The sequence below is a fragment of the Kordia algicida OT-1 genome (genome assembly GCF_000154725.1).
GTDB classification, from domain to species: domain Bacteria; phylum Bacteroidota; class Bacteroidia; order Flavobacteriales; family Flavobacteriaceae; genus Kordia; species Kordia algicida.
This window is the reverse complement of the sequence record NZ_DS544873.1, coordinates 123,428-137,117: the sequence shown is the minus strand read 5'-3', so window position 1 is coordinate 137,117 and position 13,690 is coordinate 123,428. Positions and strand designations below refer to the sequence as shown.

The following is a 13,690-nucleotide window of genomic DNA, read 5'->3' as shown; positions in this document are numbered from 1 at the left end:
TTACCCATTCGGGTAATTATGAACCGCTAAGAAGAAGTTAATTCTCTAGTTTATTTCGTAAAGTTTTACGATCAATTCCAAGAATTTTAGATGCTTTAGTTTTATTATTATCAGTAGCATTTAATACTTTTAAAATGTAGCGTTTTTCTATTTCTTTTAAAGGTAGTAATCTGTTATCGTTTGGAAAGTCAATATTAATCTTTAATGTATCGGGTAGATGTTCAACTTCTATAATTCCATCACACATAATTACGGCATGTTGAATCACATTTTCTAACTCTCGAATATTTCCAACCCAATGATACCTTTTCAAAACCTCTAAAGCTTTATTGCTAATTTTTATAAAGCGATCTTTATATTCGATACCATATTTTAGTAAAAACTTATCAACTAATAGTGGAATATCTTCTTTTCGTTCTCTAAGTGGAGCAACATTGATTTCAACAACCGTTAAGCGATAGTATAAGTCTTCGCGAAAGGTTTGTTTTTCAATCATTTTTTTAAGATCACTATTAGTTGCGGCAATAATACGAACCTCAATTTTTTCTGCTCTTTGTGAACCAACTTTTACAACCTCTTTTTCTTGTAATACGCGAAGCAATCTTGATTGTACAGCTAAAGAAGCATTTCCGATTTCATCTAAAAAGATTGTTCCATTATTTGCCGCTTGAAAAAAACCATTTCGATCTTTTTCCGCACCTGTAAACGCTCCTTTTGTATAACCAAAGAGTTCAGATTCTAATAAATTTTCTGGAATACCACCACAATTTACTGTAATAAATGGCGCTCTTGAAAATTTACCTTGATAATGAATAGCACGTGCAACAAGTTCTTTTCCTGTTCCGCTTTCGCCCTTTATAAAAATCGTAGCTTTATTATTTTTAACCCGTTCAATAATTTGAATTACGTCATTGATTTTTTCAGACTTTCCAATAATATCTCCATACGCTTGTTGGGTTTGTTCAGACAAGTTTACTTTTGTATTTGATGCTAGATTATCTTTCGGACTGAATGATTTTTCAATTGCTGTTTGTAATTCTGCTTTTGTAAATGGTTTGGTTAAATAATCTACAACACCTACTTTTATAGCAGTTAAAGAATCTTGTACTGATGGATAACCTGTAACCACAAGTTTTGGTACATTAGGATAATGCTCCGAAGCAAATTTTATCAATTCAAAACCATCTACTTCGGGCATTTTTAAATCTGTAATCAGTAAATCAATATGTGTATCTCGTAGAATGTGTACAGCTTCCTTTACTGAGATCGCTTTGTAGGTATGATAGCTCCACGATTTTAAATGTCGTTGTAAAAGTTCTAAAATATCGATATCATCATCTACGATAAGTATATTCTCTTTTTGTAAGTTCATCATTTAAAATTTAGGAAGTGTTACTGTGAACGTTGCGCCGTTTTCTACATTATTTTTTGCTGTGATAGTCCCGTTATGACTTGCTACAATACCGTGTACAACACTTAGACCAAGACCAGAACCATCACCAATTGGTTTTGTAGTGTAAAACGGTTGAAATACTTTCTCTAAGGCTTCTTTAGACAAACCAATTCCTTGATCTGAAACTTTAAGTATTATATTTTTTGAGGTTTGAAAAGCTTCAATAGTGACTAATCCGTTTTTTGGAGAAAAATAAATTGCATTAATAATTAAATTGAAAATGATTTGAGTCAACTGAATTTTGTCAGCTCGTAAAAAGAGTTCTTTATTTATAATTTTAATCGTATAATTTACACTTGCCTTTTTAAAAGAGGCATCAAGTAATGAAATGGCATCTTTGATGATTGGATTAATGTTTAGTTTTTGAATTTCTTGTGGCATTTCGCATGCAAAGAACATAAGTTTTTTAACAACTTCCCTAGCAAATATTGAATTATCAATGATCTTATCTAAGTCTTGTGTAACTTGATAATTATTTTTCAAGTCATCTTTCAATAACTCTGCAAATCCTAAAATATTAGCTAAAGGAGTATTTAATTCGTGGGCTATTCCAGCGGTAATTTTACCAAAAATTCTCAAACGGTCTGAATGTTCCATTTGTCTTTTTAGTAATTTTTCGTTTTCCTGTATTTCAATACGCTCCAAAAGATTGCCTAACTTTAAGGCAACATTATCAAGCAATGGCTGTTCTTCTATTAAAAATGATAAGCTTTTATCTGATAAAGAAGCAGTAATTCTACCCTTAATTTTATTGAAAATTACAATATTAGAAAATAAGGTAACATTACTATTAACTTTTTTAGTTGTGTAGTTTCCAATGGGAGTCTCAATAGCAATTTCTGTTTTTTTTGGTAGTTGAAATCCTTTTTTTAAACTCAATGCTATGGCACGAAATGTATTATTCATTTCATCTACGTCTGCATTGACAATGATTGATGATACTTCGTAGAGACAAGTTAATTCCTTAATACGTTCTTTTAAAGCTTCTTCTGTAATATTCATAAAAGTACTTTATCGTGTCAAGCTATTAGCTTTTTTTTGGATTATACATCACTACAATTTGAACTATAATGGCAAGAAGTATTAAAATGTAGATTTCGATTTGAGTAAATAGTTCGACAGTATCAATAGCTTTTTTGCTGATAGACATTTGTTTTCTTCCTTCGTCTAATTGAATTTTTGATAGACTTGCCAAGTTGCTCTTTAAATCGGTAATTTTATTTTTTAAAGAAGAATTCTCAGTCAAATTTGATTGGATATACTTTTGTTCAATAGTATCTAAAGCTCCTAAATTCGTTTTAAAATTTTTGAAAATAGTTTGTTCATTAGTAGTTAATTTCGTTTGCTCAAATCTTGAAACAAGTTCTTGTAAATTATTATTGATTTGATAATTTTGTTCAGTAAAAAATGAAGAATCAGTTAAAGCTATTGCAACTTCTTTTTTATGGATCGATTCTAACATTTCAAATATTAAATCATTTGCAACAAGTCTATCTTCATAAATTGTTGTAATAGAGTCTTTAACTCTTACAAAGTTACTTCTATCGATTAAATTTGTTAAGGCAATCAAGCCTAAAACCATCAAAATTCCTAAAACCCATTTTATTTTGTTATATACTGTCATAGCTATAATTTTAATTAAGATAAGCGTTAGTAAAGATACGATAAAAAAGAATAATTTAATATATAATGACAACTCGTAGAACGGTTTAATTTGAAGCTTTCCCAATTATCCAAATCTAATTTACCTATAAGCGATTTTCTTTTTATTTGTTCATTTACGTTATGTTTTTTTATGTATTTTTCATTTTTTGGTCACTAAGGAAAACTAATATTTTCAAGTGAATAAAATTAACTAAAAAATCAGTTGAAAATATAGGGCTTAAGGCATCAAAAGTGTACTGTTTCAAATTAATGTTAATTAAGTAAATCAATATTTTTTAGGGTTGAAATTCGTATGTTTGATAGTAATCATGCAAAATATTCACTTTATGCTAAAACCAAATTCAACATCTGAAAGTTCTTTTACAAGAGAAGAAGAAACAAAACTAAAAGTTACAAGATCGAAAGGTGTTTCCATAGAGTTAATGTTAGAAATTAAACAAGAGTTAGAGAATATGCTCTTATTTGCCATGCGAAACGGTAAAATTATTAATACGCAAGTAAATCCCTTAATTGAGAGCAATAATTTAGATAAATTGATTCAAGCTCATAATATTCTGGTAGAAAATATTAAGCCAGCTACACCTAAATCAGTCAAATATTTGAAAACATTATATAATAAAAAAAGAGGTACAAAACTGATAAGTACATTACCCGTAATACGAAATTTGATATTTCTAGCTTTGGTCTTTTTAATACTTTTTATTGGTACGTCTGTATCGGACAAGGTAGATATCAAATCATTATCCAAAGGTATTTTAGATAATCAAGGAGAATCTTTATTTTATAATTTACTATTTTTATGCTCAATGTCAGGTATTGGAGTGGTGTTTTATCTACTAAAAAAAATAAGTTTAAGCATTAAAAATGGAGCTTTAGTTCCTGAACAATCAATTTATTATGTAGCCATAATTATTTTAGGTATTATAGCAGGATTAATGCTTTCAGAAATCATATATTTTGATAGTAGTGACAGATCATCCATATTTAATAAGTGTATCTTAGCACTTGTAGGTGGATTTTCTTCAGATGCTATATTTAGTATACTAAAAGGAATTGTAGATAAAATCAAAACTATTTTAACAGTAAAGAAATTTTAATTAAAACTATAATTATTTATTAATTTTTTCATAATAATAGTAAGTGGAAATGGTATTATTATACCTTCTGGGTCAAATCTTTTTTAATGCTTTCTAAAATATCAATTTTTAAGTTGGAAGCTATCGCTGTAATTACAGCAAGCCCATTTAATTCTATAACCGAAGTCTTTCTTTGTAATAGATTTTATACCCAAATATAAAAACAAGTGAAAATCTGAAAATCACTGTTTTAAAAATTTATAGGTTTGCAAAACTATGTCATTTCTATGCAAAACCATACTTCAAAAAGATACTTCTTATTTTTTAATTTTTAATGGTCACACACTAAAAAATTACCCAGTGTTTAGTGTGTCCTTTTTTTGACCAAAAATACTTAATTATTTTTGACAAGCCATATGTGATTATTTATTTATACTTATATCAATACTGATTATTATCTATTCCTTAATTTATAATTTTGACTTATAATCATTGTATGATAATTTTGATACACTTAGATATAGTAATATATTGCCAAAAAATAAAGTTTCAATAACATTATAAATTTTTAAATTTTTGATATTTAAAAATTAAATTTACACAATCATACTTTTTTTTAATAATGAATAAGCCCTTAAAATCCTTTTTGAAGCAACTTAATATATTAGATGCTGTTTTCTGTAAAGATAATGGAAAGGAATATTACGGCTTTATTTCAGAGGTTCAGAAGAAAATAGAAATTATTAAACCTGATGCTTATTATGTCTTTAATAACAAACCTTTAATATTATTCTTTGATTTAACTTATGAAACTGATAATAATAGAGAAGCAGAAATTCACAAAAAGGTTTGGTCATTTGATAATTCTCCTGTTATTTTTGTTATAAAAGGTGAAGAAATAAAAGTTTATAACGCTCTTAATTACTCAAAAAAAGATGAGCATTTAGAAGAAATTAAACTTTCTGAAAATGAAAGAAATAGTAAATTCTCATTTTGGGAATTGCAAAGTGGTCATACATGGCAATGGTTACAAATGGAATATTTTGAAAAACGTTCAAAAAATCAGAAACGTAAAAGAGTTAATGAACAATTATTTCAGAATATTAAACAAGTAAGACAATATTTAACTAACAAACATTCTGAAAACTCTTTAAATGAAGAAGATGCTAACTCTCTGATATTAAGATTAATTTTCATAAGATATTTAATTGATAGAAAAGTAAAAATTGATAACACTTACTTACCAGGAAACTCAAATGATGTAAATGAAAGAAGAAAAAATTTTATCGAATTAATAAAAAAACCCTTAAAATTAAATTTATTATTCAAAAAGTTGAACACTAAATTTAATGGTGTACTATTTAAAAAACAAAATTTAGTTTTAACTCAAAAACAATCTAACGATTTAGCAGATATTTTTAAAGGGGAATTACAAGATGAGAACAATCTATTTAATGGATTTTTCTTTGAGATTTTCGACTTTTCTATAATACCAGTTGAAGTCATTTCTGGAATCTATGAGTCTTTAATAGATGAAAAGACAAGAAAACTTGATTCAGCAGTTTACACACCACCTTTTTTAGTAGAATATATTTTAAATGATACTGTTGATAAATATTTGGAAGAAAAAAATATTTCAGAATGTAAAATATTTGAAGTAGCTGTCGGTTCAGGTATTTTTCTTGTACAAAGTTTGAGAAAAATGATTGATAAGGAATTAGAATTAAATCCTAGTCAATCTCACAAAGAATTTAGTAAGAGGATTAGACAAATAGCAACAAGAAATTTATTTGGTGTAGATATTAATGAAGAAGCTTTAAAAGTAACTTGTTTTTCTATTTATATTGCTTTATTAGATTATCAAGATCCGAAAGATATAGATTCTTATGAATTTCCAGATTTATTAGATAAAAATTTATTTAAAGCAAATTTTTTTGACACAAATCATCGTTTTAATAAAATAATTAAAACAGAAATTCCAAAGTTCATTTTGGGAAATCCTCCCTGGAAAAATGGAAGTAAAGACAAAATCCATGTTGACTATTTAAAAAGTAATAAACTTTCAGGTGTAGTTAGTGATTATCAATTAGCTCAATCTTTCATATTAAGAACTAAAGATTTTTCACAGAACAATCTTAACACTCCTATTTGTTCTTTGGTTGTAACAAGTAAGGTTTTTTACAATAATAAAGCAATCAATTTTAAGAAAAGATTTTTATCAAAATTTAATTTAACAAAGTATCTTGACTTGTCTCCTGTCAGGAGAGATATCTTCAAAAATGCTATTAATCCTTCTGCAATAATTTTATTTAATTATGCCAATGATGAAATAACAAATAAAAATCAAGTTAAATTCTATTCCATAAAAAAGAATCTTTTTTTGAAAAAGTTTAATATGCTAATTTTTGAAAAACAAGACATTAAAAATATTCCTCAAGAGTATTTTATGAGATATTCCTACATGTTTAAGGTTGCTACTTATGGAAACACATTAGACTTTAACTTTATTAAAAGAATTCTAGAAAATTCTAACAATTATTCACTTAATAGCTTATTCAACGATAATTCTATTATTTCTGGAAAGGGCTTATTTAGGGGGACTCCCAAAAAGCACTACCCCTATCTTGAAGGAAAATCCCTAGTAAAAAGAAAAGAATTAAAAGAGTATTATACCCCTTTTAATGATAAATATTTCGTGTTCAAAAAAGAAGACACCTATTTAGAAGCAGGTAGAACAGAAGCGCTATTTAATGGAAAAAAAATAATTATTCAAAAAAGCACAGATAAAGAAACTAATATTAAGTTTACACTATTAGAAAATGGATATGCATTTGACAGTACAGTTTATGGAATAACTTTCGATGATTCGAACAAGCATTTACTTAAAATTATTTTTTCAATTTTTCTTTCTAAAATATATACATACTATCAATTTATGACTTCGTCAAGTTGGGGTATATATCGACCAGAATTATTAAAGACAGAACATTTATCATTTCCTTTTATAGCTCCAAATAATGAGGAAGAAAAAGTTTTAAATTCTTCTGTAGATTTATTCTTAAATAATCTTAAAAATCATTACGAAAATTTTTCTTTAGGTAACATCGAAATTGACAAAAATTCACTCTTAAAGATAGATTCAACAATCAATGAGCTTTATAAGGTTAATGCTTACGAAAATGACCTTATAGACTATACTTTGAATGTATCCCGTTATCAATTTCAAGAAAATAAACAATATTTAGTATCTAATTTTTCTGATGACAAGACAAGCTACAGATATAAAGATTTTGTATTAAAAGAATATGCTAGCGTTTATCTTAAAGAATTTAAAGAAATTTATTTAGATGAATATATACAAGTGGAAGTTTATCCCTTAGCCCATTTTATTGCTTTAAACTTTGTTTTCACATTGAAGAAACCAAAAAACAGTATAATCTATCCAAAAAACAAAAATAGCGAAAAAGAAGTATTAAAACGACTAGCTCATAATTTAAGTATATCACAACTTACCGATACAACAGACGCTACAAAAAACTTATTTATTCAAAAGGACATAAAAGGTTTTGAGGATAACTCTTTTTATATTATAAAACCGAACGAATACAAGTGTTGGCATAAAGCTATTGCTTGGTATGATGTTGCAGAGTTTAAAGAAGCAATTCAAGAGGCTGAAATAAATCAATTAAATCAAGATATTTAATGAGAATAAGTGCCTTTAATTTTTCAAAAAACAGAAAACATTTATCATTAACCAAATTAAGGATTAATAAAATTCTAACATGTATGATAAGCAGTTATGAGAAAATCCTTTCTGATGGTATAATCTTTAATTACGCTGATAAAGGTAGTATTAAAGAGGAGGATTATTTAAGAAATCGTTTAGTAGATGATTACCTTGAAAACGAATTAAATTCTATTAAAAATTCAACAAATAATTTCACTGTCAACAAAGAAGTTTCAGAGGAATATAGAAGTTCTTTAGATGGTCTATTACATAATGATCCTATTGATATTCATATTGTTGATTACGCTTTGAAAAACTCTTGGGGACAAAATACTAAACCATATTTTGCTATTGAATGTAAAAGATTAGTTAACTCAGTTTCAAATTATGTTAATGATACAAAAAAGGCTACAGAAAGAGATTACTCAAGATTGAGACTACCCTTTGAGGGACAACTAGGTTTCATAGAAAATAATAGCTGGAAACACGATACTGTCGTTCGGCTGATTAACAGAAACCTAGAATCAAATTCAAGTATAGAAACAACTCAAAAATTAGTAACTTTTATTTTAAAAGATAATTTTGATGCTTCTTACATTTCCAAACACAGGAAAAAAAATAAAACTTTATTTTCTGTTTATCATTTATTTTTTAATTATTGTAAAATTACATGTAATTAACATGTTGAAATACTTCAAGATTTTAAATAGGGGTTTAAGAAGCGTAGAATCTTCAGAACAACATTATACAAAAGGATTCACATCTGGTCGTCTCCCTGAAGGATATCCCCAAGCCACATATTGACTTTTATTTTCATCGGTATCAAGATGAACAAATGTCCTACCAACACCAATTCTTTTAAATCCAATATTACGAGCTTCATACACTAATTGATTTCTAATATCTGTGGAAGGTACACCAATATCAACTGCCATACATGTGGGGATTTTGTGCGATGACCTAGAAGCGCCACCCACCTTGCGATTATGCGCTTCACTTCTTGCTCCAGAATTTATCCAATCAAATATCGGATAGCCTGTACGCATTTCTAGCTGTTCTAACATCATAAGCAAACGTCTATCCATACAATTTCCTGATCCTGGCACATCAGGACTATCAAAGACTGATAAATCAATTTTACGAGTTACCCTGCGCGTGGATTTCTTCGACTGTTTCGTCAATCTGTATACAAAATAGACACCTATGGCAGTTAGCGCAAAAGTGCCTATTCCTATATAAAATAACTTATGATTATTTTGAGCCACAACCACAACCTTTCTTTTCTGAAGCTTTTCCTTTTTTATGACGTACATACAGATCAGAACCTAGCTTAAATGTACTAACCAATAAGAATGCTCCAAATAATAAATTTAATGCGCCACCGCCTTTATTTATGTTCATAGTGTGCTACTTTTTATATTTTTTAATTTCCGTTTCTAATTCACTGATACGATCACGTTGCTTGATGATGATTTGATTCATCTGAGTATTCTTACTCTCAAGCTTTATAATGGTTTGACTCATTTCAGCATTTTTAGCTTCTAATCGCCCAATCCGCTCACGTTGTAAGATATTTTTACTCTCAAGTTCTTTGATACGTCTATCCATATTTTCAGTCCATAGCTTGTAATTTTCAACTACCAAACTATTTGCCTGTGTGTTTAGATTATTAATCTCTGCATTTTTAAAACGTTTGTTCATCCTAAATTGAAATAACATTTCAATGAGTTTCCAAAAACCCGTTGCACTAAATACAATGGCACAAATCTTTAGTATTGACATAACACCTTATTTTAAAATTAGTATACCTGATGCCACTGCCAAGCCAGTAGTTAAAATCCATTTGACAAACTTCCCGCGTCTTATTTGTTTGTCCCTGTTTTTAATTATTTTATTTAGCTGATCTATGTGAAGCTGGTCATTTGTTTTGATACTATTCAAGTTTGTGATCTTGGATTCCAAACTGAAAATAATCAGATCCTTTTCATTTAGTAAACGCTTATATCTTGTGATATCAATTTCAAATAAATTGATTACACTATCCTGGTAAATGCTATACTCAAATTTCTTGGCAATAAATCTTGATTGTTCTATAGTGAAGCAAAAGTATTGTTCACGCTCAATGGTTTTTCTGATCGGTTCTAATGTTTGAGAAATACAAATAAAGTTCCATATCAGACATGCGATTGATAGTATTAATTTTCTCTTTAATCTCATAATGTAGATTTTCAATGATAAGCTGATTTTCATTGATTGCAGTAAGTAAGCTATCATTTAACTGTTGTCTTTTAAGTATCAATGAATCAAGCTGTAAATTCTTGTGTTCTAATTTTATATTTTCTTGCTCAAGCTTGATAATTTTTTGATGATCGATTCCTTTTGGATTGAAATAGATCATTACACCAATATTTATAGCAACCATAACCGCAATACAACTAATGAATATTCTAATTCTCATAAGCAGTAGGCTTTGGCTCTTTTATCTGAAACAAGTATCGAATAGTTTTTTGCAAAAGTAACTTGTGAAATACCAAAGCAAATACAAAGGATTGCAGTAAGATTTCTACATCAGTGATTGCATAACCTCTGATGAAATAAATAGCAGTTCCATATAATACTCCAATGATTAATACGCGGTAACGAGTTGCAATTTTGAATCTGAAAATTTTATAAAATAATCCTGTTACGTATTCCGTATTGAATCCGTATGAAATTAGAATGAAGGTAAATATATACGCCCAATCAAGCCTACTGATGTAATTCGATAATTGTGTGATGATCTCTGTCATGTGTTCTATGTTTTTAAATGTGATTTAATGGTTTGTAATTCTGCTTTTATAGCGGTTAATTGTTGGTTAGGAACAAAGTTTTTTACAAAATTTGCAATCACAATAATTGCCACTCCACTCAACAATAAGGCTACTATAACTTTTATCATTGTTTGATTTGTAAGGGTAATGGTTACTTCTGTTTTTAGTCCATCCTTGTCAACAAGTCCACCGATCAAATCTTTAATACTTCTTTTTTGTGGCATTTCTTTTCTTTTTACGTTTGCCTTCCATGTTTAAATCTCTGTAGAGTTGTTCGGTAACATTATCAGCCTTTAAATAACGTTTGACACGTTCTACCGTAAGGACATCATAATCATCGGTTACAACTCCGCTAGCACCATGATTTTTAAGCATGTATACTTTTAAGTTCCACACACGCTTTCCCTTGCTTCCTAGCTGTAGCGGGAAATCATCATTTGCTACTTTTTCTTCTTCAGCTATGGTTATCTTGGTTGGCTGGTTAACAACAATGTCATTGATAGTTGAAGTGTCCTTTGTAGCTACAGCTATATCTTGCACTTGCTTATCTGATTCTTGAATCTCAGGTAGTTCTAATGCTTGATTATCCGTATTATTTTCTAACTGAACCTTTTTATCCTGCGCTTTAGAAATGGATTTTTCCATAGAGACATTTTTAATAACGCTGAGATTTGTAGTAGTTTTTTGCAAGCTAGAGTCATCAGAACTCATTGGCAAATTAGCTGACTTTTTTTCTGTTGTTTCAAACTTTTCTGAGTTTTTATGCTCATCAATAATAACAAAGTCAGCATCTTCTGTTTCTTGTTGTTGCTTTAATGCTTCTTCTTGATTCCTTAAAATGCAGTACACAATGTATCCACATACCAAAATTCCACCTGCGACTAAAAGTCTTTTTTTTAAACTGATTGATTCCATTATTTTCCTAGTGTTTGTAATGCTTTTTTCATGTTGTTAATATCTGTAGCGCTAAAAGTTGTTTTATTTAATTTACTCTTTGCCGCTTTAGCTGTTTTCGGACCATATGCGCCATCAACGCCATCACGCTTTGCGCCCGTTCTGCCCAAATCTGCATTCAAGGTCTTTAGATAGCGTTGTAAAACTCTCACTAGACTACCGCGACTTCCATATTTGACAACGATTCTTGAGGAACTTGTCCCTGTAGGTGTCGTAGTTCTTGTTGTGGAAGGAGTATATGGCGGTGTACTGTATCTTGAAGGTATCGTAGGAATGCTAACGGTAGTTTCACTCATTTTTGTTGTTTTATCACGTTCCTTTTTTTTCTTGGAACTCATTACATAGTAAGCAATACCAATCCCCGTGAGTACAACCACAACACTTCCTATGATAATCGGTGTTTTGTGCTTTGTAAAGAATGACGATGTTATTTGTTTTTGATTTTTCATTTGTTTGTCTGTTTTATGATAATTTATAATTAGGTAATCGGTTTATGTATTTCCATACGTATAGTTTCATTTCCGAATGACTTAAAAAGCTGTTGAGATGTTGCCACAAATCTTTTTGATTGTGGTTGATGTAATAAGCTTTGGATAGACTTGCTACGTCTGTTTTACTTTGCAATTGTTTGAAAACGTCTCTAACGGCGTATTCATCGTCATTAAAAGTTCCCTTTGCATTGTGAAGTGTTTTTACTAAACCTTCTGCCGTTGACGCGCTAAAAACAATGATATTTTTTGGCGCAACCCACTTTTTTACATCTTCCATATAATTCATGTTAAAGGGTTTGTTCCAATTGGGTTCTTGTTTTACCGAAGCTGTGGTTGATGTGTTTATTTTTATTCCATTTCCAATATTGGATTGTGTAGATGCTATGGAGTAGCCTTGCGTATTACTCCCCTTTGTTTTGAAATAAAAAAATGCACCAACACCACTTAAAACAAGCGCGCCACCACCAACTATCCACCATGTATTTTGTGTGCTTTTCATATCTTATGCAGTTCTGTAATTTGGTTTTTTATTGACTATATCTAATACGATCTTGATTTCATTTTTATCGAAACGATCTTTTAAAACATCGATCAAATTCACTGATTCATCCCCACCTTGAAAAGCCTTCGCTACTTGGGAAACTTGAACCTTGTCTTTGAGTTTTCTAAACACGCTGTATACTTTCTGCTCATCGTCGCCACCTTGATACCAAGCACCAAAGGCGCTTTTAATTTGATTTGCATAGTATAAAGCGGTACTTTCTTGTAAGGCTATAACACTCCCGCTTACCCTTTGAGTAACCTTGTCTAAATAATGGATATCAAAGGCATTTTGACCACCTAAACCATTTTTAATTGGTTCTATTCTCGCGCTCAGGGCAATGAGTAATTTGCTTGTTAAGCGTTCTTGTTTTTTAGTGCGATCTCTAATGATGAAACTACCAATTAACAGTATTCCAACTCCCGCGCCCGATATGATGAATATGCTTTTTTTCATTTGCCTAATAATTTTGTAACGCGTCCTGTTGGGCTTAACATGGCTAAATCTTTAACGCTTAGATTTTTTGATGAATTTCGAAGTACCACAACAACACCTATCAGTACAATGATTAATAGAATTGGAATCCCAATAGATAGTATTTTTGTCATGCTTTTACTGAGTCCCAAAATATTACTACCGATCTCAGAGATATCGGCAATAGTTCGCGTGGCTAGGTTTGATACATCTAAATCATTTGCTTTTAACCACTTGTTAAAGGTTGGACTTGTGGTACAAAAAGTAGAGCCGTTAGACTTCCAAGTAACCAGCCAAATCATTTTTGCATTTTGTTTTCCAAGCTTATTTTTTAACTGCCTGTAGTAACTTGTCCAAAAGTCACAACTATCATCCGCTTCAGGAACTAGAAATAATTGATTCTCAACTTGTATTTGAATTGCCATTGTTAAAGATTAAAGATTGAATTGGTATATTCTCTGATTTGCCTTTGTGAAAAACCTTGATTTTTAAAGTATGT

Annotated in this window: 17 protein-coding genes; 3 read left to right on the top strand and 14 right to left on the bottom strand. The window is 29.7% G+C overall.

Annotated elements, in window-relative coordinates; all coding sequences use genetic code 11:
* Positions 1 to 37 precede the first annotated feature (37 nt).
* The 3 genes from KAOT1_RS00650 to KAOT1_RS00640 are packed head-to-tail and all read right to left on the bottom strand — an operon-like array spanning position 38 to position 3,077.
* Positions 38 to 1,372, bottom strand: coding sequence for a sigma-54-dependent transcriptional regulator (locus KAOT1_RS00650; RefSeq protein WP_040559789.1), 1,335 nt, complete (start codon positions 1,370 to 1,372; stop codon positions 38 to 40).
* Positions 1,373 to 1,375: 3 nt separating this feature from the next.
* Positions 1,376 to 2,455 (bottom strand): sensor histidine kinase, encoded by a 1,080-nt coding sequence (locus KAOT1_RS00645; protein WP_007092720.1) that lies wholly within the window; start codon positions 2,453 to 2,455, stop codon positions 1,376 to 1,378.
* Between the two features lie 25 nt (positions 2,456 to 2,480).
* Positions 2,481 to 3,077, bottom strand: coding sequence for an MCP four helix bundle domain-containing protein (locus tag KAOT1_RS00640; RefSeq protein WP_007092719.1), 597 nt, complete (start codon positions 3,075 to 3,077; stop codon positions 2,481 to 2,483).
* 367 nt (positions 3,078 to 3,444) lie between these two features.
* On the opposite strand from KAOT1_RS00640, the gene KAOT1_RS00635 reads away from it, so the two are divergent.
* The 3 genes from KAOT1_RS00635 (at position 3,445) to KAOT1_RS00625 (ending at position 8,601) form a co-directional block, all read left to right on the top strand.
* Positions 3,445 to 4,215 (top strand): hypothetical protein, encoded by a 771-nt coding sequence (locus KAOT1_RS00635; RefSeq protein ID WP_007092718.1) that lies wholly within the window; start codon positions 3,445 to 3,447, stop codon positions 4,213 to 4,215.
* 625 nt (positions 4,216 to 4,840) lie between these two features.
* The gene (locus KAOT1_RS00630; protein ID WP_238528666.1) at positions 4,841 to 7,897 is read left to right on the top strand and encodes a DNA methyltransferase; all 3,057 of its coding nucleotides are present in this window, start codon (positions 4,841 to 4,843) and stop codon (positions 7,895 to 7,897) included.
* Positions 7,897 to 8,601, top strand: coding sequence for a hypothetical protein (locus KAOT1_RS00625; RefSeq protein WP_007092716.1), 705 nt, complete (start codon positions 7,897 to 7,899; stop codon positions 8,599 to 8,601). The genes KAOT1_RS00630 and KAOT1_RS00625 overlap by 1 nt, the downstream gene beginning before the upstream one ends.
* A 63-nt stretch (positions 8,602 to 8,664) precedes the next feature.
* Here the strand turns inward: KAOT1_RS00625 and KAOT1_RS00620 are convergent, their stop codons facing one another.
* The 11 genes from KAOT1_RS00620 to KAOT1_RS00575 form a co-directional block, all read right to left on the bottom strand.
* Positions 8,665 to 9,186: a D-Ala-D-Ala carboxypeptidase family metallohydrolase gene (locus KAOT1_RS00620; protein ID WP_007092715.1), complete on the bottom strand. Its 522-nt coding sequence runs from the start codon at positions 9,184 to 9,186 to the stop codon at positions 8,665 to 8,667.
* On the bottom strand, positions 9,173 to 9,322 hold the full coding sequence (locus KAOT1_RS23275; RefSeq protein WP_007092657.1) for a hypothetical protein: 150 nt from the start codon (positions 9,320 to 9,322) through the stop codon (positions 9,173 to 9,175). The genes KAOT1_RS00620 and KAOT1_RS23275 overlap by 14 nt, the downstream gene beginning before the upstream one ends.
* Positions 9,323 to 9,328: 6 nt before the next feature.
* The gene (locus tag KAOT1_RS00615) at positions 9,329 to 9,703 is read right to left on the bottom strand and encodes a hypothetical protein (protein ID WP_007092714.1); all 375 of its coding nucleotides are present in this window, start codon (positions 9,701 to 9,703) and stop codon (positions 9,329 to 9,331) included.
* Between the two features lie 337 nt (positions 9,704 to 10,040).
* Positions 10,041 to 10,379 (bottom strand): hypothetical protein, encoded by a 339-nt coding sequence (locus KAOT1_RS00610; protein ID WP_007092713.1) that lies wholly within the window; start codon positions 10,377 to 10,379, stop codon positions 10,041 to 10,043.
* Positions 10,369 to 10,710, bottom strand: coding sequence for a hypothetical protein (locus KAOT1_RS00605; RefSeq protein WP_007092712.1), 342 nt, complete (start codon positions 10,708 to 10,710; stop codon positions 10,369 to 10,371). The genes KAOT1_RS00610 and KAOT1_RS00605 overlap by 11 nt, the downstream gene beginning before the upstream one ends.
* A 5-nt stretch (positions 10,711 to 10,715) precedes the next feature.
* A complete protein-coding gene (locus KAOT1_RS00600; protein ID WP_007092653.1) occupies positions 10,716 to 10,955 on the bottom strand; it encodes a hypothetical protein in 240 nt (79 codons plus the stop codon).
* Positions 10,933 to 11,646, bottom strand: a complete 714-nt coding sequence (locus tag KAOT1_RS00595) for a hypothetical protein (protein ID WP_007092711.1) — start codon at positions 11,644 to 11,646, stop codon at positions 10,933 to 10,935. Before KAOT1_RS00595 ends, KAOT1_RS00600 begins: the two co-directional genes overlap by 23 nt.
* Positions 11,646 to 12,134, bottom strand: coding sequence for a peptidoglycan-binding domain-containing protein (locus KAOT1_RS00590; protein ID WP_040559235.1), 489 nt, complete (start codon positions 12,132 to 12,134; stop codon positions 11,646 to 11,648). Before KAOT1_RS00590 ends, KAOT1_RS00595 begins: the two co-directional genes overlap by 1 nt.
* A gap of 13 nt (positions 12,135 to 12,147) precedes the next feature.
* Positions 12,148 to 12,675: a hypothetical protein gene (locus KAOT1_RS00585; protein ID WP_007092709.1), complete on the bottom strand. Its 528-nt coding sequence runs from the start codon at positions 12,673 to 12,675 to the stop codon at positions 12,148 to 12,150.
* A 3-nt stretch (positions 12,676 to 12,678) separates the two neighbouring features.
* Positions 12,679 to 13,173, bottom strand: coding sequence for a hypothetical protein (locus tag KAOT1_RS00580; protein ID WP_007092708.1), 495 nt, complete (start codon positions 13,171 to 13,173; stop codon positions 12,679 to 12,681).
* Positions 13,170 to 13,616, bottom strand: a complete 447-nt coding sequence (locus KAOT1_RS00575) for a hypothetical protein (RefSeq protein WP_007092707.1) — start codon at positions 13,614 to 13,616, stop codon at positions 13,170 to 13,172. Before KAOT1_RS00575 ends, KAOT1_RS00580 begins: the two co-directional genes overlap by 4 nt.
* Between the last annotated feature and the right edge of the window lie 74 nt (positions 13,617 to 13,690).

Coding starts and splice junctions, on each gene's coding strand:
- KAOT1_RS00650 (WP_040559789.1), bottom strand. CDS start 1,372: ATGAACTTACAAAAAGAGAATATACTTATCGTAGATGATGATATCGAT.
- KAOT1_RS00645 (WP_007092720.1), bottom strand. CDS start 2,455: ATGAATATTACAGAAGAAGCTTTAAAAGAACGTATTAAGGAATTAACT.
- KAOT1_RS00640 (WP_007092719.1), bottom strand. CDS start 3,077: ATGACAGTATATAACAAAATAAAATGGGTTTTAGGAATTTTGATGGTT.
- KAOT1_RS00635 (WP_007092718.1), top strand. CDS start 3,445: ATGCTAAAACCAAATTCAACATCTGAAAGTTCTTTTACAAGAGAAGAA.
- KAOT1_RS00625 (WP_007092716.1), top strand. CDS start 7,897: ATGAGAATAAGTGCCTTTAATTTTTCAAAAAACAGAAAACATTTATCA.
- KAOT1_RS23275 (WP_007092657.1), bottom strand. CDS start 9,322: ATGAACATAAATAAAGGCGGTGGCGCATTAAATTTATTATTTGGAGCA.
- KAOT1_RS00615 (WP_007092714.1), bottom strand. CDS start 9,703: ATGTCAATACTAAAGATTTGTGCCATTGTATTTAGTGCAACGGGTTTT.
- KAOT1_RS00610 (WP_007092713.1), bottom strand. CDS start 10,379: ATGAGAATTAGAATATTCATTAGTTGTATTGCGGTTATGGTTGCTATA.
- KAOT1_RS00605 (WP_007092712.1), bottom strand. CDS start 10,710: ATGACAGAGATCATCACACAATTATCGAATTACATCAGTAGGCTTGAT.
- KAOT1_RS00600 (WP_007092653.1), bottom strand. CDS start 10,955: ATGCCACAAAAAAGAAGTATTAAAGATTTGATCGGTGGACTTGTTGAC.
- KAOT1_RS00595 (WP_007092711.1), bottom strand. CDS start 11,646: ATGGAATCAATCAGTTTAAAAAAAAGACTTTTAGTCGCAGGTGGAATT.
- KAOT1_RS00590 (WP_040559235.1), bottom strand. CDS start 12,134: ATGAAAAATCAAAAACAAATAACATCGTCATTCTTTACAAAGCACAAA.
- KAOT1_RS00585 (WP_007092709.1), bottom strand. CDS start 12,675: ATGAAAAGCACACAAAATACATGGTGGATAGTTGGTGGTGGCGCGCTT.
- KAOT1_RS00580 (WP_007092708.1), bottom strand. CDS start 13,173: ATGAAAAAAAGCATATTCATCATATCGGGCGCGGGAGTTGGAATACTG.
- KAOT1_RS00575 (WP_007092707.1), bottom strand. CDS start 13,616: ATGGCAATTCAAATACAAGTTGAGAATCAATTATTTCTAGTTCCTGAA.